The sequence below is a fragment of the Bacillus sp. SSR7 genome, assembly GCF_055902415.1.
Genome location: NZ_JBVVXV010000005.1, coordinates 20,838 through 39,423 on the forward strand (window position 1 = coordinate 20,838; position 18,586 = coordinate 39,423).

Annotated in this window: 18 protein-coding genes and 1 pseudogene; 14 read left to right on the forward strand and 5 right to left on the reverse strand. The window is 34.6% G+C overall.

Going from position 1 to position 18,586, the window contains the following annotated elements; genetic code table 11:
- Nucleotides 1-57 precede the first annotated feature (57 nt).
- From AC0NJG_RS11500 to AC0NJG_RS11535, 8 genes are all read left to right on the forward strand, one after another.
- Nucleotides 58-279 (forward strand): YneF family protein, encoded by a 222-nt coding sequence (locus tag AC0NJG_RS11500; protein WP_001123317.1) that lies wholly within the window; start codon nt 58-60, stop codon nt 277-279.
- 123 nt (nt 280-402) lie between these two features.
- Nucleotides 403-2,154, forward strand: coding sequence for an ABC transporter transmembrane domain-containing protein (locus AC0NJG_RS11505; RefSeq protein WP_087994735.1), 1,752 nt, complete (start codon nt 403-405; stop codon nt 2,152-2,154).
- Nucleotides 2,154-3,917, forward strand: a complete 1,764-nt coding sequence (locus AC0NJG_RS11510) for an ABC transporter ATP-binding protein (RefSeq protein WP_087954576.1) — start codon at nt 2,154-2,156, stop codon at nt 3,915-3,917. Before AC0NJG_RS11505 ends, AC0NJG_RS11510 begins: the two co-directional genes overlap by 1 nt.
- 131 nt (nt 3,918-4,048) lie before the next feature.
- Nucleotides 4,049-5,095 carry a GH25 family lysozyme gene (locus AC0NJG_RS11515; RefSeq protein WP_087994733.1) on the forward strand — a complete coding sequence of 349 codons (1,047 nt, stop codon included), beginning with the start codon at nt 4,049-4,051 and terminating at the stop codon, nt 5,093-5,095.
- A 140-nt stretch (nt 5,096-5,235) separates the two neighbouring features.
- The gene (locus AC0NJG_RS11520) at nt 5,236-6,255 is read left to right on the forward strand and encodes a nuclease-related domain-containing protein (protein ID WP_474063072.1); all 1,020 of its coding nucleotides are present in this window, start codon (nt 5,236-5,238) and stop codon (nt 6,253-6,255) included.
- Between the two features lie 6 nt (nt 6,256-6,261).
- The gene (locus AC0NJG_RS11525; protein WP_474063073.1) at nt 6,262-6,828 is read left to right on the forward strand and encodes a hypothetical protein; all 567 of its coding nucleotides are present in this window, start codon (nt 6,262-6,264) and stop codon (nt 6,826-6,828) included.
- Nucleotides 6,829-7,043: 215 nt separating this feature from the next.
- Nucleotides 7,044-8,771, forward strand: coding sequence for an S-layer homology domain-containing protein (locus AC0NJG_RS11530; RefSeq protein ID WP_474063129.1), 1,728 nt, complete (start codon nt 7,044-7,046; stop codon nt 8,769-8,771).
- A gap of 163 nt (nt 8,772-8,934) precedes the next feature.
- A complete protein-coding gene (locus AC0NJG_RS11535) occupies nt 8,935-9,081 on the forward strand; it encodes a BC1881 family protein (RefSeq protein ID WP_000644411.1) in 147 nt (48 codons plus the stop codon).
- A 417-nt stretch (nt 9,082-9,498) separates the two neighbouring features.
- On the opposite strand, the gene AC0NJG_RS11540 is transcribed toward AC0NJG_RS11535, so the two are convergent.
- Nucleotides 9,499-9,699: a DUF3903 domain-containing protein gene (locus tag AC0NJG_RS11540; RefSeq protein WP_087994732.1), complete on the reverse strand. Its 201-nt coding sequence runs from the start codon at nt 9,697-9,699 to the stop codon at nt 9,499-9,501.
- Nucleotides 9,700-9,840: 141 nt separating this feature from the next.
- Between AC0NJG_RS11540 and AC0NJG_RS11545 the strand changes: the two genes are divergently transcribed.
- Complete coding sequence (locus AC0NJG_RS11545) at nt 9,841-10,254, forward strand: NUDIX hydrolase (protein ID WP_429698584.1); 414 nt, start codon at nt 9,841-9,843, stop codon at nt 10,252-10,254.
- Nucleotides 10,255-10,266: 12 nt separating this feature from the next.
- On the opposite strand, the gene AC0NJG_RS11550 is transcribed toward AC0NJG_RS11545, so the two are convergent.
- The gene (locus AC0NJG_RS11550) at nt 10,267-10,944 is read right to left on the reverse strand and encodes an LrgB family protein (RefSeq protein ID WP_474063074.1); all 678 of its coding nucleotides are present in this window, start codon (nt 10,942-10,944) and stop codon (nt 10,267-10,269) included.
- Nucleotides 10,941-11,306 (reverse strand): CidA/LrgA family holin-like protein, encoded by a 366-nt coding sequence (locus tag AC0NJG_RS11555; protein WP_000872364.1) that lies wholly within the window; start codon nt 11,304-11,306, stop codon nt 10,941-10,943. The genes AC0NJG_RS11550 and AC0NJG_RS11555 overlap by 4 nt, the downstream gene beginning before the upstream one ends.
- Nucleotides 11,307-11,458: 152 nt before the next feature.
- Here AC0NJG_RS11555 and alsR point away from each other — a divergent pair, with 152 nt between their 5' ends.
- The 5 genes and pseudogenes from alsR (at nt 11,459) to AC0NJG_RS11580 (ending at nt 16,273) form a co-directional block, all read left to right on the forward strand.
- A complete protein-coding gene (gene alsR / locus AC0NJG_RS11560) occupies nt 11,459-12,364 on the forward strand; it encodes an acetoin biosynthesis transcriptional regulator AlsR (RefSeq protein WP_000423226.1) in 906 nt (301 codons plus the stop codon).
- A gap of 231 nt (nt 12,365-12,595) precedes the next feature.
- On the forward strand, nt 12,596-13,171 hold the full coding sequence (locus AC0NJG_RS11565; protein WP_474063075.1) for an ABC transporter permease: 576 nt from the start codon (nt 12,596-12,598) through the stop codon (nt 13,169-13,171).
- Nucleotides 13,172-13,292: 121 nt separating this feature from the next.
- A pseudogene (locus AC0NJG_RS11570) lies at nt 13,293-14,300 on the forward strand (RNA-guided endonuclease InsQ/TnpB family protein); the annotation flags it as partial.
- Between the two features lie 124 nt (nt 14,301-14,424).
- Nucleotides 14,425-15,336, forward strand: a complete 912-nt coding sequence (locus tag AC0NJG_RS11575; protein ID WP_000180642.1) for an ABC transporter ATP-binding protein — start codon at nt 14,425-14,427, stop codon at nt 15,334-15,336.
- Nucleotides 15,329-16,273: an ABC transporter permease gene (locus tag AC0NJG_RS11580; protein ID WP_046198981.1), complete on the forward strand. Its 945-nt coding sequence runs from the start codon at nt 15,329-15,331 to the stop codon at nt 16,271-16,273. Before AC0NJG_RS11575 ends, AC0NJG_RS11580 begins: the two co-directional genes overlap by 8 nt.
- Nucleotides 16,274-16,310: 37 nt before the next feature.
- Here AC0NJG_RS11580 and AC0NJG_RS11585 read toward each other — a convergent pair whose 3' ends face one another.
- Both AC0NJG_RS11585 and AC0NJG_RS11590 read right to left on the reverse strand, forming a co-directional pair.
- Nucleotides 16,311-17,450, reverse strand: a complete 1,140-nt coding sequence (locus AC0NJG_RS11585) for a M20 peptidase aminoacylase family protein (RefSeq protein ID WP_474063076.1) — start codon at nt 17,448-17,450, stop codon at nt 16,311-16,313.
- 87 nt (nt 17,451-17,537) lie between these two features.
- A complete protein-coding gene (locus AC0NJG_RS11590; RefSeq protein WP_061657365.1) occupies nt 17,538-18,446 on the reverse strand; it encodes an EamA family transporter in 909 nt (302 codons plus the stop codon).
- Nucleotides 18,447-18,586: the final 140 nt, after the last annotated feature.

Consider the following 18,586-nt stretch of genomic DNA (forward strand, 5'->3'; position numbering starts at 1 on the left):
TCTTATTGAAAAGGTTTTAGTACACTGTAAGGTAGACAACATGAAGGAGGAAAATATATGCCAATTTGGTTAGGTATTCTAGTGGGCGTAGTAGCACTAGTAGCAGGCGTGGCGTTAGGATTTTTCATTGCCCGCAAATACATGATGAATTACTTACAAAAAAATCCACCAATTAACGAACAAATGTTAAAAATGATGATGATGCAAATGGGACAAAAACCTTCCCAAAAGAAAATCAATCAAATGATGAGCGCGATGAACAAGCAACAAATGAAATAAGCGCTAAAAGACACTCGCTAAGAGTGTCTTTTCTTTTTGATATAGACAGAGTTTAAAACTTTTAAAAATTCTGTATTTTTGGTAAACTGAAAACATCGCTCATTTTAAGGGAGGGGGAAAAATATGAAAGTGTTTATGAGTTTAGCGTGGTTTTTTAAACAAGAAAAACGAGCGTACATAACCGGAATTATTTTATTATTTGGCGTTGCACTTTTAGAACTTGTAGCACCAAAAGTGATTGGAATTGTTGTAGATGAAATTAACGATGGAACATTAACGACTGATAAGTTACTAAAATGGGTTGTACTCTTAGTACTCGTAGGTATTACGATGTACATATTACGTTACGTGTGGCGTATTATGATTTTTGGGTCTTCATTAAAGTTAGCTCGCCAATTACGGAAAAATTTGTATGAACATTTTACAAAGATGAGTCCATCTTTCTATCAGTCAAATCGCACAGGTGATTTAATGGCGCACGCGACCAATGATATTCAAGCAATTCAGCAAACTGCTGGGGCGGGTGTTTTAACACTTGTTGATTCATTGGCTGTTGGGGGATGTGTACTCGTAGCGATGGGTTTTACAATTAGTTGGAAGTTAACATTGTTAAGCTTAATTCCAATGCCGATTGTAGCAATATCGACAAATTATTACGGCACTTTATTACATAAAAGGTTTCATAAAGCACAGCAATCGTTTTCGGAAATCAATGATAAAGTGCAAGAGAGTATGAGTGGAATGAAGGTAATTCGATCGCTTGGACAAGAAAAAGAAGATTTACAAGCGTTCCGAAAAAAATCAGAAGATGTCGTACATAAAAATATGTTAGTTGCACGTATTGATTCGTTATTTGATCCAACAATCGCTCTTATCGTAGGTTTTTCTTTTTTAATTGCAGTATGTTACGGATCGGTATTAGTTGTAAGAGGTGAATTAACAGTAGGTGATCTCGTTACATTTACGACATATTTAGGTACCCTCGTTTGGCCAATGTTAGCGTTTGGATGGTTATTCAATATTATGGAGCGTGGGCGTGCTTCATATGACCGTGTAGAAAAAATTCTTTCACAAAAATCAGATGTAGTAAATAGCGAAAATGCTGTACATACAATAGCGAGCGGTAATGTTTCGTTTGCCGTTGATTCATTTTCGTATAAGAAAAATGAATTGTTACATTTAAACGATATTCACTTTGATTTGAAGAAGGGCGAAACGCTAGGAGTTGTAGGACGTACAGGCGCAGGGAAAACGACTTTATTAAAATGTTTAATCCGTGAGTATGATCACTTTAATGGTGAATTAAAAATTGGGGAGCGAGATATTCGAGATATAACACTTCATGGTGTCCGTTCTGCCATTTCATACGTGCCGCAAGATCATTTTTTGTTTTCAGCAAGTATTGGTGAGAATATTGCCTTTGGAAAGGCGGATGCTACGTACAATGAAATTACCCAAGCTGCAGAGATTGCTTGTATTCATAATGACATCCTCCAATTTTCAGAAGGATATGAAACAGTAGTAGGAGAAAGAGGCGTTTCATTATCTGGTGGTCAAAAGCAGCGAATCTCTATTGCTCGTGCTTTATTAACAAATGCTGAAATTTTAATTTTGGATGATTGTTTATCAGCAGTAGATGCAAAAACAGAAGAAACAATTTTAAATGCTTTAAAGAGGGAAAGAGCAGGGAAAACGACAATTATTACTGCCCATCGTTTAAGTGCAATTCAGCATGCCAATCTCATTCTTGTTGTGGATGAGGGCAGAATTGTGCAACGAGGTACACATGAACAACTAATGAAGGAACATGGTTGGTATAAAGAAATGTATGAGAGCCAGCAGTTAGAAGCATTAGTCGAGAAAGGAGGCGTATGATGGCTGCGAAAAAACAGAGCGATTTAAGAAGATTATTGTCTTATATGAGGCCATATAAAGGACTATTAGCATTAGCATTTTTATTTCTAGTTGGTGCAACTATAACAGAAATGATGGGTCCGTTTTTAATTAAACAATTTCTTGATGAACACTTAGTACCACGTAACTTTGATCAATCAGCACTTGTTACTCTATTTGTATTGTATATTGTTGCTCACTTATTAAAAGTATTATTTACTTATTTAGACTTGTTATATTTTCAAAATATCGCTTTTAAAATTGTTCAAGATATGCGTGTTGAAGTATATGAGCATGTTCAAAAGTTGTCATTAAGTTTCTTTGATCGTACGCCGATTGGTACGCTCGTATCGCGCATAACGAATGATACAGAAGCAATTAAAGATTTTTATGTCAGTGTATTATCAACATTTGTTAAAAATATCGTATTTTTAGTAGGGATTTTAGTAGCGATGTTTTTATTAAATGTAAAATTAGCGCTATTTTCTCTCGTATTAATTCCGATTATGTTTGCGATTATGGTGCTATATCGCCGGAAAAGTGCAGCTTTTTATTTAGAAGTCCGTAATCAATTAAGTGTGTTAAATGCAAAGTTAAACGAGTCCATTCAAGGGATGAATATTGTTCAAGTGTTCAGACAAGAAAAGCGCATGAGAAAAGAGTTTGAAGAAGTGAATAATAAACATTATAGTGCAGGGCGACGTACATTAAAGTTAGATGCATTGCTTTTACGTCCAGCAACGGATTTAGTTCATATTGTAGCTATTGCGTTAGTACTTGGTTTATTTGGAATTGATGCTTTGAAGAGTCCTGTTGAAGTAGGCGTTTTATATGCGTTTGTTAACTATATACATCGTTTCTTCCAGCCTGTAAATGAGATGATGATGAAATTATCATTTTTCCAACAGGCACTGGTTTCATCATCACGTGTATTTCATTTAATGGATGAGAAAGATTTAGCGCCAGTTCAAAAAGGGGATGGAAATCCTCAAGTTATTAATGGAGATATTGAATTTAAAAATGTTACTTTTTCGTATGATGGAAAACGTAATGTTTTAAAAAATGTATCTTTTCACGTGAAACAAGGGCAAACGGTTGCTTTCGTTGGGCACACTGGTAGCGGAAAGAGTACCATTATGAATTTATTACTGAGATTCTATAATATTAAGTCCGGAAATATTGTAATAGATGGTGTAGAGTTAGATAAATTTGAAGAACAAGAAATTAGAAAGAAAATAGGACTTGTATTGCAAGATGCATTTTTATTTGCGGGAAATGTAAAACAAAATATTCGCATGTATAATGAAGAAATTACGGATGAAGAAGTAAAAGAAGCAGCACAATTTGTGCAAGCGAATACGTTTATTGAAAAGTTACCAGAGCAGTATGAAACGGAAGTAGTAGAAAGAGGAGCTGCATTTTCTAGTGGTCAACGACAATTAATTGCTTTTGCTAGAACGATAGCAACGAATCCGAAAGTGTTAGTATTGGATGAAGCAACAGCAAATATTGATACAGAAACTGAAGATGCAATCCAAACAGCGTTACAGCAAATGCGAAAAGGACGGACGACGATAGCAATTGCACACAGATTATCTACCATACAAGATGCAGATCAAATTTTTGTTATGCATGATGGAGAGATAGTAGAAAGAGGGACACATCAAGAATTACTGAGTGAACAAGGGTTGTATTATAATATGTATTTACTACAAAATAAAGGAAGTTTACAAAAGGCCTTGTAATTACAAGGCTTTTTTACTTTGTTTATAAAATATGTTTGCTCTTTATGTCTATAGTATAAACGTCGTCACCCTTTAATAAAGTTGTACATATTGTATGTATACGAAATGAAAAAATTGATAGGAGCTTTTATATGCAAGATAGATCTAGTTCAAATATTACGTTTATTGATGTGTCCCATTGGGAAGGGAATATTGATTGGAATGCAGTGAAGGGATCCGGTATTTCAGCGGCGTATGCAAAAGCGACAGAAGGTGTAAATTACATTGATCCTACTTTTACTAAGAATGTACAAGCAGCACGAAATGCGAATGTATTAATTGGTGCATACCATTTTGCACGCCCAGAACAAAATGATGCAATTTCAGAGGCGAAATATTTTGTGAGTATATTACAAAGTAACCACACAGACTTAATGCCAGTTCTGGATTTAGAATCACCAACAGATCCGAGCAACAGTAATTTAACTGGTAACGCTATATCGAATTGGGCAAGAAGCTTCATAAATTATGTGAAACAGGCTACTGGAAAAGATGTAATGTTATATACAGGAGTTTGGTATATTAATGAGTTCGGAATTAGCGGATTAAGTGATATTCCGCTTTGGATTGCTAGATACTCGAGTACACCGCCTGCTAATGCTGGTGGATGGACAGAGTGGACAGCATGGCAATACACAGATTCTGGACAAATTTCAGGCGTAGGAAATTGTGATGTATCAGCTGCAGTTTCATTAGAAGCTTTACAAGGGAATGGAGCAAGTGGTGGAGGTAATGTTTCCCCGCTTAATAGTGCAACTCCAGTGTACGGAGTTGCTATAATTAATGGAGATAATGTGAATTTGAGAAGTGGACCATCTTTACAGTCTAGTGTAATTCGCCAATTGAATCGTGGCGAAGCATATGAAGTTTGGGGAGAACAGGGTGGTTGGCTTTGTTTAGGGACAAATCAGTGGGTATATAATGATTCGAGTTATATTCAGTATAAACATTATGTGGCGACTATTACTGGTGATAATGTAAATCTACGTGATGCTCCATCATTAAATGGAAATGTTATAAGACAGTTATATCATGGTGAATCGTATCGAGTATGGAGTAAGCAAGATGGATGGCTTTGCTTAGGGACAAATCAATGGATATACTACGATTCAAGTTATATTCAGTATGGTGTACAATAGAGTGGAAATAAAAGGTATCTCTTCAGAGGTACCTTTTATTAAAAATATACAAATTTTACAAAGTCTATATCGAAACCATAGTATACTATAATAGATATATTTATAAAAAATAATCGAAAATGAAATAAAGGAGTAAAAATATGAATTATGTGCTAATAGGTGCGATTTTAATATTATTAGCTGTAGCATTTGTGCTGTTTTATAAAAATAAACAGCTAGAATCAGAGAGTCAGCAAGTAGAATTTGAAAAGAAACAAGCAATTGAAACGTACGAAAATGAAATTGCAGCTGCGGTTACAGAACATAAAGAGCAGCAAAATACATTAAAAAATATGGAACAGAAAAAATACAATGATTTACAAATAAGTGCAGCTAGAGAACTTGAAAATATGCGTATGATGAAAAATCAATTAGCTGTGCAACATAGTAAAGAACGCAGTGAAATGCAAGAAAAACATAGTAATGAAATACATATGTTTCAAAAGTTAATTGCAGATTTGCGAGAGTATACGAAAAATGGAGCTGAAATGAGTACACACGAAACATTACAATATATGAAGCGTGGTTTCGTAGAGCAAGGCATAATACAAGATCATGAATTTCATATTATGCCGAATGTTTTTATTAAAAATCAACAAGGTGGAAATGATTTTCGAATTCATCATCTTGTTTTAAGTAAAACGGGTATGTATGTACTTGAGACGAAAGAATGGACAGGGAAATTAATTCATGGCTTAACGAAAGAAAATGCTAGTACATATTCATTTATGATTGATGAAATTGGCAAGTATCAACAAGAGATAGAGAAAGAAGAGACGTTTGAATATATTACAGGTGAAGATTCATTAACGATACAAGTGAAAAATGAAGGGAACCCAGTATATAGAGCGAAGAAACTGTCTCATATTCTATACAATTGTTTGAAAGAAATGCAAGTTGATATTGTAAAGGAAAACATAAAACCGATTGTATATTTTTATAATGAGAATGGGAAAGAAGTGCTAGATCTTTCTAAAGAAAAAACGCCGAGATTAAAAAATAGAGAGCAAATTGTATCGTTCTTCAGAAATGAATTCTTAACGGGGAAAGTAATATATACAGGTCAAGAGTTAGAAAAACTTCGAGAAACCATTAATCGAATGAATTATATAATGAATTAAAAAGAGGTGGGCTTTCTGAGTGCTATATTAAGGGGTATTTTGTATGTTTATATTTGTTTGTATATACTCATGTATCTTGCTTTTATGTTTATTATTGGTATGGCTCATACGTCATTAAGTGTAACGAGCATTTTTATAATAGTCATGCCATTTGTTTTATTAGTTATGATTCAAAAGTCGATCTTATATGTTGCTAAAAATCGTAATGAAGAAAAGAAGCAAATGTCGGGAGTGTTAATAGTAGCACTTATTCCATTAGTAGTATGTACTGCACAATTAAGTATGAATACGTACACTTCCAAGTTTAACCAAGATCGGTGGTTACATGCTGAAGATAAACGGGTATATATGGTAGATGATCTATTGCAAAAATATAAATTAACAGGAAAATCAAATGAAGAAATTACACAATTATTAGGAACGCCTACTGAAACGAGAAATGGAGAAAACGGGGTTATCACTTCGTACTATCTTGGAACTGAACGTGGCTTTATTCCCATAGATAGTGAACATCTTGTTTTACAATTTGATAGAGATGGTAAAATTGTGGAATATAAGGTGCATAAAGATTGAAGAAACGTAGAGAGAAGCTATATATTATAGCTTCTTTTTCATATTCCAATATAGTAAATGTAGGCAAATAGTAGTCATTCCTATCTATACGAATTGAAATGATTCTGTTATATTGTAAATGGTTATGTTGCTTAATAGTTTAGTAGATAATCTATATTTTGGTTGAGGAGGGGAATTTTAACACGAATTTAATGATATGCGTGTTAAGTATTATGATGAAAAAAGGATTTTATAATGTTTTAGCTGCATCAATTGTATTTAGTATGGTAACGATTCCAAATTATTCCTATGCTAATGAGCTTGAAAAAACTGCTACAGTTTCATCTGATAAACAAGCTTTAAAAAGTATTGAAAACCATATGAAAGATGAAGATGGTCGAGGGGAAGATAAAGGAGTAAGAAATGAAGTGCAAGGTGAGTTTCTTGTACATATAGTGAGAGAAGTACCTTTATATGATTCTAGTAATTTTCAAAAAGAGACAGGGGTTCGTATTTCGAATCAAGTCGTAAAGGCTGAGAAGAGAAAAGGAAACGCTTACTATGTTCGAACTTCATTGGGAACGGGATGGATACAAAATAGTGATGGAAATGTAGAGGTTAAAGAAATTCACCCATTATTAAGTGAAAAGTTAGTTATTAATGAAGAAAGCTCTACTTATTCTGAACCATTTACTTCATACAAAGAAGAAAATGTACTGGAGCCGCAAACTATTCAAGCAATTGGACAGGCGGGAGAATGGTTCCAAGTAAAAATAAATAATGAGATAAAATGGATTCATTCACCTTCAGCAAAATTTGAAGGAACAAAAGCTTCGCTTATACAAGACGCAGCACCAACACGTACAAAACGTGCAGCAGCTATGTATGCTACACCAATAGAAGAGAAAACAACGGATATTTATGGTGTCCCTTTAAAAGAAATGATTGTACCAAAAGGAAATGAAAATATTCGTCCAGGTTACGCGATGAACCCGAAGTATATTACGATTCATGAGACAGATAATTATAGTGTTGGGGCAAATGCTAGAAACCATGCGATATATTTATATAACCAAGCAACGGGAACGGAAGATCGTTCAGCGTCGTGGCACTTTACGGTAGACGATAAAGAGATTTATCAACACCTTCCATTAAACGAAAATGCTTGGCATGCTGGGGATGGAGCAGAAGGAACTGGGAATCGAGAATCAATTGCGATTGAAATTGCTGTAAACGAAGATGGTGATTATAATAAAGCTGTTGAAAATGCTCGTAAACTAGCAGCTTATTTAATGGGGGAATTAAATATCCCTTTAGAAAATGTGAAGAAGCATCAATTTTGGAGCGGGAAGATTTGTCCGGCTATTATGATTAAAAATAATGGGTGGGAACCATTCTTACAAGGAACAAAAATGTATTATGATGCGAACCATAAAGATGATATAACGGGTGGTTGGTACGAAGCAGACATTCGTGAATTAGATAAGCGGGGCATTATGGTTGGAGATGGAAAAGGTTCTTATTGGCCAGAGCGTCTCGTAACACGTGGTGAATTTGCAAATTTAATATCAAGATCATTGCAGTTACCTGAAGGGTCATCGAATTTTAGTGACTTAAATACAGCGCATCCATCACTAATAGATGGTATTAATCGTGCAGCAAGTGCCGGGATAATAAGTGGTAGAGGAAATGGTATATTTGCTCCAAACGATACGATTAAACGAGATGAAGCTGTTATCATGATTGACCGTGCACTGCAATATAAAAAGATTACAGGTAAATTAGTTTCGTTACCATTCTCAGATCAAGATTTAGCATATGATAAACAAGCTGTACAACGTGTTTATGGATTAGGCATTGTAAAAGGAAATGAAAATAATGAATTTATGCCGAAAGGTTCTGCAACGCGTGGAGAATCGGCAGCATTTATTAATAGAATGTTAAAAGTAATAGAGAGTAAATAATGAAGGGCATTCGCGTTTGCGAGTGCTTTTTTATTTTTCAATATGTTATGGCAGGGAGGGAAGTCTATTGAGTGGAATAAGGAATGAAAGCGGAGGTGATGCATATATATAGATGCGTTAAGTTATTTTTTGCATATTGTATAAATGAAAAGGAGGTAAGACGGTGAAAGCTATACCGACTGATGTCCTGAGTAAAGAATTGATGGAAAGAGAAGGCGTTATATCTATTACAGTAAAGGAATTTGAAAAAATCGAAGTAGCTGGAGTAGTAGTCGCTGGCCCCGCGGTTATTTTAATTAATCAAGATTAAGTACATAGTATTAATGTAGAAAAGCATCCGTCTAGGATGCTTTTAAAGTTTTCAATGATTATGACACCAGTTCTAGTTGGATGTATGTTATTAATGGAATGAAAATAATATAGCAAACTAATATGTTTTACGAATGAATTATGTAAGTAATTCATATTTCCCATATAAAAGGATTTGCTTTAATATAATGAGTGTAAAGTTCGAGTATTCGAAGTACTACTTGAATTATATCCCTATCCCTTTTCTAAAAATGCGAACAAGTTTTGCCCTATTCTATTCAATATTTAATTGTGTAGAAATATATTGTTCGATGACCATTATGGAACGTACATAATGGGAAAATCCCGATCCTTAAAGAGGATGCCCCTAATCTTCATGTGAAAATATGATCGGATATGAAAGCTGACCAATTTATGGTCAGCTTTCTTTTGGTTCAAAAACTATTTCTTCTTTAATTTCAGTTTGTAATAATAAAGCTTTTCCGAAACGACGTTTACATTCTGCACGCACTTTTTCAATAGCTAGTAGCTGAGTAGTAGCTGGAACTGTGACGATAGCCTGACGAGGTTTTCGATTTTTTTCGCAAAAGACACACTCCACAACATATTTAGAAATCATGCTTTCATCCTTCCGTTTTTAATTTCTAAGAAGGAACTGCCTATGAAGTTGATGTAAATTTTCGTCATCGTTTTCCTTTTTTCCTCTTTTTTCAAGGAGAAAAGGAAAAAGGAACCGAATAGTAGTAGGGGAGGGGTGTATATGGAAAGATGGATAGGTTGTGCAGCAGTATGTGTAAATGAAAGAAATGAAGTTTTAATGGTATTGCAAGGACAAAAGGGTGAAGAAAAAAGGTGGTCCGTCCCAAGTGGAGGACTTGAAAAAAGAGAAACACTAGAGGAATGTTGTATCCGAGAAGTTTGGGAAGAAACAGGTTACAATGTGGAAGTTGTAAGTAAAATATACGAAAAAGAAGGTATTACATATGGGGTTCCTGTATACGTTCATTATTATGTCGTAAAAAAAATAGGTGGTAGTATGAAAATCCAAGATCCTGATGAGTTAATACATGAAATTGCTTGGAAGAGGATAGATGAAATGAAGGAATTAACGTTATCTTTCCCGGAGGATTATGAGATTTTAAACAAATACATAAATAAAAAAGCGAGTGTGTAAACACTTGCTTTTTCAATGTATCCACGATAAGAAAAGCGGAACGATAACTAAACTAGCTCCTGCAGTTAAAAGCATAGATAAACTTGCAATCGTTCCTTCTACAGGACCGATTTCGAAAGCTTTTGATGTGCCAGTTCCATTTGCGCTCGTTCCTAACATAATACCTTTTGCAATTGCTGTTTTAATACGGCATATACGAATAAGAGAAGGTCCGAGCAATGCTCCTGTTAACGCAGTTAAAAAAACAAATACTGCTGTTAATTGTGACATACCACCAATCATTTCTGAAATGGCCATTGCGATTGGCGTCGTTACAATATGAGGTGCTAAACTATGTTCTAACGATGAATCAATTTGAAAATAATTTGCTAGTAGTGCTGAAGTAATAACTGATAGAAACGAACCGACAATGACATTAAGTAAAATAGCCATTCCATGTTTCTTAAGTAAATCAAAGTATTTATAGATTGGCCATGCAAAAGCAACTGTTGCAGGTTTTAATAATTCTGTTAACCAGTGGCCTCCAGTTTCATACGTTTCATAAGATGTGTCTAGTCCGAGTAATAAAGCGATTAAAATAATAGGGCAGACGAGAAGAGGAGAAAGTAAGCTCCAATTCCAGCGTTGATACATTTTCTTCGATATCCAATATGTGAATAGTGTTAATAGTAAACAAAGAAAGCCGATCATTGCACGGATCCTTTCCGCTTTAGTAGCAATTCTGTTAAGAGTCCTGTAACGAGAGTGACACAAAGTGTACTAATCATAATAATTAAAATGAGATCGATTCCATATTGTGATAGTGTATCTTTGTAGCGTATGACAGCGACTGCAGAAGGAATAAAAAATAAAATAAGTTCTTTTAATAAAAAGTCTGCACCGTCCTGTATCCACTCTTTTTTCACTAGGTTAAATTTTAATGAGATTAATAATAAAAAAATACCGATAATACTTCCTGGAACTGGGAGGTGTGCCTGTTTTGCAATCCATTCACCTGTCCAAGCGAAACAAAATAATAGTAAAATTTGTCCGCTTAATTTCCACCATTTCATACAGTAACCACCTCTTTCTTTTTTTACATAAAAATTGTAAAAAAGAATTAACAATTTCTACTATACGTTCATTCGAAAAATTTGTCTAATATATAAATTATATGTTATTAATATATTAGACGTATTAATTGAAATGGAAAAGGGTGTCCAAAATGGAATTACGGCATTTGCAATATTTTGTTGTAGTGGCAGAGGAGTTACACTTTGGACGAGCGGCTGCTCGTTTACAAATGACACAACCACCGCTTAGTCAACAAATTCAGCAATTAGAAAAAGAAATGGGAGTTATGTTATTTTCAAGAACGAAGAGAAAGGTTGAATTAACAGAAGCTGGAGAAATGTTTTTGAAAGAAGTAAAAAAAGCGTTCGAACAAATTGAAAAAGCGGTAGAGATTGCACAAAGTGCCCAAAGGGGAGAAGTGGGCTCACTTTCAATTGGTTTTGTAGGTGCGGCGATATATGATATTTTACCATCTATCGTAAGGGAGTATAGAAAGAAATTTCCGAGGGTGTCTGTTGCATTACATGAATTATCTACTCCAGATCAAGTGCATGCACTTCATGATAATCGTATTGATATTGGATTTTTGCGTCCACCAATCCCAACACAATTATTAGAATTAGAGCCAATTCAAAAACTATCGTGTACTTTATGTTTACCGAAGGCTCATCCACTTGCAGAAAAAGATGAAATACATATAGAAGATTTACGGGATGAACCGTTTGTATTTATTACGAGACCAGTATGGCCAGCTTTGTATGATACAATATTATCTCTTTGTAGAGAAGTTGGATTTAGCCCGCGTATTGTGCAAGAAGCAACGGAGTATCAAACAGTTATGGGACTTGTAGCAGCTGGGATTGGAATTACAGTCATACCTGTATCAGCAAATAAATTATATAAAACAGAAGTTGTATATAAGGAGCTATATGATTCTAATTTTGTTGCAGAAATGTCAGTAGCTTACAAAAAAATGAATAGCAATCCAGAGCTTTTAGAGTTTTTAAAAATTGCAAGAGAGAAGAAAAGAATAGAAGTTGAGGATGAGATTAATTAAGTTGTTAAAAAGTACACCTCATTAAACACTAAAGCGGAAAGGCAATATAATTGCCTTTCCGCTTTAGTGTTCTTTTTTTAGTTCTATACTAAAGAGATAAACATGTTCATTTTTGTTTTCTAGGACTAAAGACTTAGAGGAAATTCCGATTGTAGTGCGATGTTTAAAATGTCATATTTTTATACACTAGTAGTATAGAATGCGTATGTAATAAGGTAGGGGAAGAATTTTATGTCTTTATGTCGGTTAGCGAGAAAAAATATAAGAACATTTGCTACCAAAAGGATGAAGCAATTTATGTGGATTGCTATGAGTACTATGATTTTGTTTTTTATGATATCGCTACAATTTAATGAAGTAGTTGTTGGGAAATTAGGGACTACACTTTTATTTCAAATGTGTTTTTACATGTTGTTTATCGTAGTCATTTTCATATGTATGTTTATTACATATAAAATGACGTATTCTCTTCTGCAAGTGAGGAAAGAAGAAATGAAGTCTTATGTAGCAGGGAATGGGAAGAGAAATGATGTACTATGTTTATTATGTCAGGAGCAATTATTTATTTATGGAGTAGCGTTTGTTTTTGGGTTAGTTAATGGGATGTTATTTTTAAAATTGTTTACGATTATCTGTATGAAAATAGCAGGAATACAAGGGATAGATAGTGCACCGATTACAATATATGCAATAGTAGTAGTTAGTATAATTATGATCGTTATCCTTCTATTATCGATGGTGCAATGTTTTCGATTTGTTCAAAGTTTACAAGATAAAAATTCGTTTCATTTCAAGAAAAAGGCATGAGAAATCATGCCTTTTTCTTGAAATGCCTTTCGAGAGGACTCCCACCCCTAAACGTAAATGAAGGTGGTGAGGTGAATCAAAAGAAATATTTTATTTTCAAGAAAAACAGAAACGTACGTTCTTTTTTGCTAGTTTAAAAGACTATAAAAAGAATCCAAACAAATATGCTGGAATGCCTAGGATTCCAAAGTATATTCGTTCTTCTGAAAAAGAGATTCTGTATACAAACCAAGATTGCATCATTAAAAACGGTAGATTTTTAAAGTTTCCAAAGACGAAATTGCAATTAAATATTGGGAAACTAGGTTTCACTGAAGGTAAACTGAAACAAGTTCGTGTGATTCCAAAATGCAATGAATATGTAGTGGAATTGGTAATTGATGTTCCTTCTGAACAACAAATTATTGAAGAGAATGCTCGTTATATGGGTATTGATTTAGGTATTGATAACCTTGCAACCATCGTAACAAACACAGGTATGAAACCTGTCCTTGTTAAGGGCAAACATGTCAAAAGCATAAATCAATATTACAACAAAATGAAGAGTCATTTTACAAGCATTCTTAGAAATGGAAAACAAACGAATGAAGGACCTTTTTCTTCTAAAAGGATAGAAAAACTTCATCAAAAACGTTACTTGAAAATAAAAGACGTCTTCCATAAAGTTAGTCACCATATCGTAAAACTAGCTCAAGAAGAAGAAGTTTGTAAAATCGTTATTGGTCAAAACAAAAGTTGGAAACAAGAAACGAATATGGGAAAAAGAAATAACCAATCGTTTTGTCATATCCCACATAGTTTACTGATTCAAATGATTACATACAAAGCAAATGCTGTAGGCATTCAAGTTGTTGTAACTGAAGAATCATATACATCGAAAGCAAGTTTTCTGGATAACGACTTCATTCCAACGTATGGAGAAAATGACCAAAATACAACTTTTTCAGGAAAACGAATAAAGCGCGGCATATATCGTTCAGCAAATAAAACTTTAATTCATGCAGATGTAAATGCTGCGGCTAACATTTTACGAAAAGTAATCCCAAATGCATGGACAAATGGGATAGAGGGGTTAGGCGTGAAACAGCTCGCTAATGTGTTAACTCCCCTGACGTTAATCGTCCGTTAGGTCGAAACGTTAGAAACCCCCACTTCAAGCTTTGCTAAGTGGGGGAGTGTTCATTTTACACAGAAAAATAATCATGTTACAGTGTAAAGACCTGACAAAGAATGGGAAGGAAAGGTTGTATAGAATGACAAATGAACAATCAATTGTAAAGGTCGAGCGGTTAACGAAGCGAATCGGTTCAAAGACACTTGTAGAAAATATTAGTTTTGAAGTTAAAAAGGGTGAAGTAGTTGGTTTGCTCGGACCAAATGGCGCTGGAAAAACGACTTTAATGAGAATGATGGTCGGCATGATTCGTATGACAGAGGGCGAAGTTTGGATTGATGGTCAATCTGTAAAACAACAATTTGAAAGTACTGCTTCGAAAATTGGAGCAGTAATTGAGACACCGGAATTTTATCCTTTCTTGAGTGGCTATGAAAATTTAACATATTTCGGACGCATGAATGGGAACGTGACAGAAGAACGTATCGATGAAGTAGTGAAATTGTTAGGAATGGGACAAGTAATTGACCGCAAAGTAAAAGCATATTCACTCGGCATGAGACAACGTTTAGGAATTGCTCAAGCGCTTATTCATGATCCAGATGTATTAATATTAGACGAACCAACGAATGGATTAGATCCTAGTGGAATACATGAAATGAGAATGTACATAAAGAAAATTGCACATGAACAAGGAAAAGCTGTTCTTGTATCTAGTCACTTACTTTCAGAAGTTGAATTAATGTGTGATAGAGTTATCATTATTCAGCACGGAGAATATGTCGCGACGCAAAATATTCAGCATAATCAAAGTGAAGAGATGGAAACAATCCGTATACGCGTAGATGATGCGAATAAAGCGGCAGAAATGTTAGACCAAGATGTTTTAATAAAAGGTAATGATTTACTTATTCATGTAAAAGATGAAGAAATCCCAAATGTTATTCGTACATTGCTTGAGAAAAACATTCAAGTGTATCGTGTATATGAAGAAAGAAAAACGTTAGAAGAGCAATTTTTAGAATTAACAGGGGGAAAAGATATTGTTTAATTTAGTGTATAACGAATTGTATAAAATATTTAAGCGAAAGCGAACGATTATTCCATTTGCAGTTATTGCAGTATTAATAATCGGATTAGGATGGGTTACTGTAAAGTATTTGGAGCCGGAAACAAAAGGATGGAAAGCTGATTATACAGAACGAACTGTAGAAATTGAGAAAAAGCTAGGCATGGAAAAAGAAGCAATTTTAGCGGAACGATCTGGGGATGAGCTTGTAAAGGAATATCAGCTTAAGATGAAGCATTTAGATACAGATACAGCACCGGCAAGTAGTTCTCCACTTTCTTTCATGAGAGATACAGGCTTTATCGTATTTCCAATATTACTTCCGTTTATCCTCGTGTATGCAAGTACAATTTTTGCGAATGAATATAGCTGGGGAACATATAAATTTTTAACAATACGACCAGCGAGTCGCTTTAAAATTTTGACAGCTAAATTTTTAGCAATTGTCATATTTGCAGCGTTATTGTTTATATTTAATATGATTTTTTCCATTTTATGTGGGCTTGTTATTTATAAATTCCAGCAGCCTGCATGGAGCGAGTTTATTTTCCAAGATGGAAATATTATAAAACAAAATATTTTTGTAGAAGCTAGTAAGTATTATATTTTATCGTGGTTGCCGACGATTGTGTACGCAGCGTTTGCATTTATGATTTCTGTGCTAACAAGATCTAGCGGAGGCGCGATTGGTATTTCACTATTTCTCGCTTTATCAGGAAACATCGCATTACTAGCAGCAACTAGATATGATTGGGCGAAATATTTATTGCCAGCAAACACAGATTTATACAGTATTGCAAAGAATGGAAGCTTTATTGATGGAGTAACGTTCCCGTTTGCATCATGTATGTTATTACTGTATTTATTTGTATTTTTAATCATTTCCTATACAGTATTTTTAAAACGTGATTTAACTTAAAAAAGGAGCCGTTAAGCATTTCTTAACGGCTCCTTTTTTAGGAAAAGTGTTTAAGTGCTTTTTCAGCTAACAAAGCGAAGTATTCTGCACTTATAGGTAACGCTCGCTCATCTACTGTAAAGCTTGGATGATGCCATTCATGTGTACCACTCGTTCCCATAAAGACGAATGAACCAGGTATTTCTTGTTGATAAAAAGAAAAATCTTCTCCGGCCATTGAAGGGGTAGGGGAGATGATATTTAAATTCATTGTTTCTGCAACTTGAGTCGATAAGTTTGTTAGAGAGGTATCGTTATGAACAGCAGGAGGACCTGCATAAAAACGAAATTCTGTTTTTACACCTAATGCATCAGAAACTCCTTGAATAATACGTTTCATGAGTGCGGGAATCTTTTCACGTGTTTCCGTTTGGAATGTACGTACAGTTCCTTCCAACGTTGCTTTTTCAGGAATAACATTCCACGTATTTCCTGAATGGATGTTTGTGACACTAACGACGGCATTATGTGAAGAACTTATATTTCGGCTTACAATTGTTTGGAGTGCCATAACAATTTGAGAGGACGCGACAATAGGGTCTACCCCAGCATCTGGTACAGCTGCATGTGTACCAACTCCGTGAATTTCAAATCGATCAACTCCGGCCATCAGTGGACCATCTTTAATACCGATTGTACCTACTGGTAAATCAGGTTTATTATGCATACCGAAAATAGCTTGCACACCATGTAGATGCCCGGCTTCGATGACTTTGCAAGCACCATTACTACTTTCTTCAGCCGGCTGGAATATAAAGCGTACAGTTCCGCTAAGAGAAGACTCTTTTTCCTTTAATAAATAAGCGGCACCTATAATAGCAGCTGTATGAAAATCATGTCCACAAGCGTGCATTTTACCGTGAATTTTTGAAGCGTACGGCAAATTTGTTTCTTCTTGAATAGGTAGGGCATCAATATCAGCACGGATTGCTATAAGTGGTCCGTTACGATTCCCCGAAATTTCAGCAATAACGCCTGTTTTTAAATTAGAATTTATAATCGTAATGTTTTTCTCTTCCAACCAATTCTTTATAGCTTTCGTCGTTTCAAATTCTTCGTATGATAGTTCTGGATGCTCATGTAAATTTCGACGAATAGAAATTAGCGTCTCAGTTAATTGCTCTAGAGTTGCTGCCACTTATAATGCCTTCTTTCTTAAATAAAGTATTTACATTAAGTATACAATATTAAAAGAGAGGATTCTCAAATGAAAATCCTCTCTCGTTTATGCTGCCAATTTTTTGTGTGTATGATGTTTACGATAACGTCCACGCATTGCATAAGCAATTTGCGGGATTGCAATCCCGATTAAAATAAGTGATACACCGAACCATTGTGAAGATAGTACAGCTTCTTTTAAAATGAATACAGACATAATTGTTGTAACAGGTAGTTCCGCAGCGCCAAGAATAGTTGCTAAGCCAGAACCAATCTTTGGAATACCAATTGTAAAGGCGATAGAAGGAATGACGATACTGAATGTTCCTAAACCTAAACCGTATTTCCAAAGTCCTTCAGAAATTGCACCGTTAAAAATAAATGTTGGAGGGAATACGATCATTACTAAAGTTAAAGCACCAGCCATTAAAAGAACACCGCGTGGTAATGAAGGTACTTCAACAGCAACTTTTCCGCTCACGAAAATGTATGTTGCAAATGTAACAGCAGATAATAAACCTAATATGATTCCAGTCGTATCGAAATCACCTGCTGATTTTTCTAGTAAACCACTTGATAAAAATGTACCTGCAAGTAAGAAAATAACAGAAATAACTTTTTCTCTTGAAGGTAAAGTTTTTGTTGCGACTGCTTCAATAATAATTCCGACCCAAACGAACTGGAATAAAAGTATAATGGCGATAGATGCTGGTACAGTTTTTAATGAAGCATAATAAAAAATTCCAGTGAAACTTGCAGATGTGCCTGCAACGAATAAAATTAATGCTTGTTTTAATGGAACACGATGTCTAGAAAATAGAAGTGTAATAGCAAGCAAAATAATCCAACCGAACAAATATTGGCTGCCAATTACCTCTCCAAGTGAAAATCCTTCTGCATATGCAAGTTTAACGAAAATAGCTAAAATCCCATAACTACACGCTCCTAATAAAACTAAAAGAGAATAACGAAGCATGAAAAATTCCTCCCATCTATATGAAATTGTTCCGTAACGGACATATATAACTAGAGGGAAGTATACAAAATTAAAAATGAAGGGTCAAATAAAAGAAAAGTGTGACATTTTATAGAATAATAATAAAAGTATGATATTTA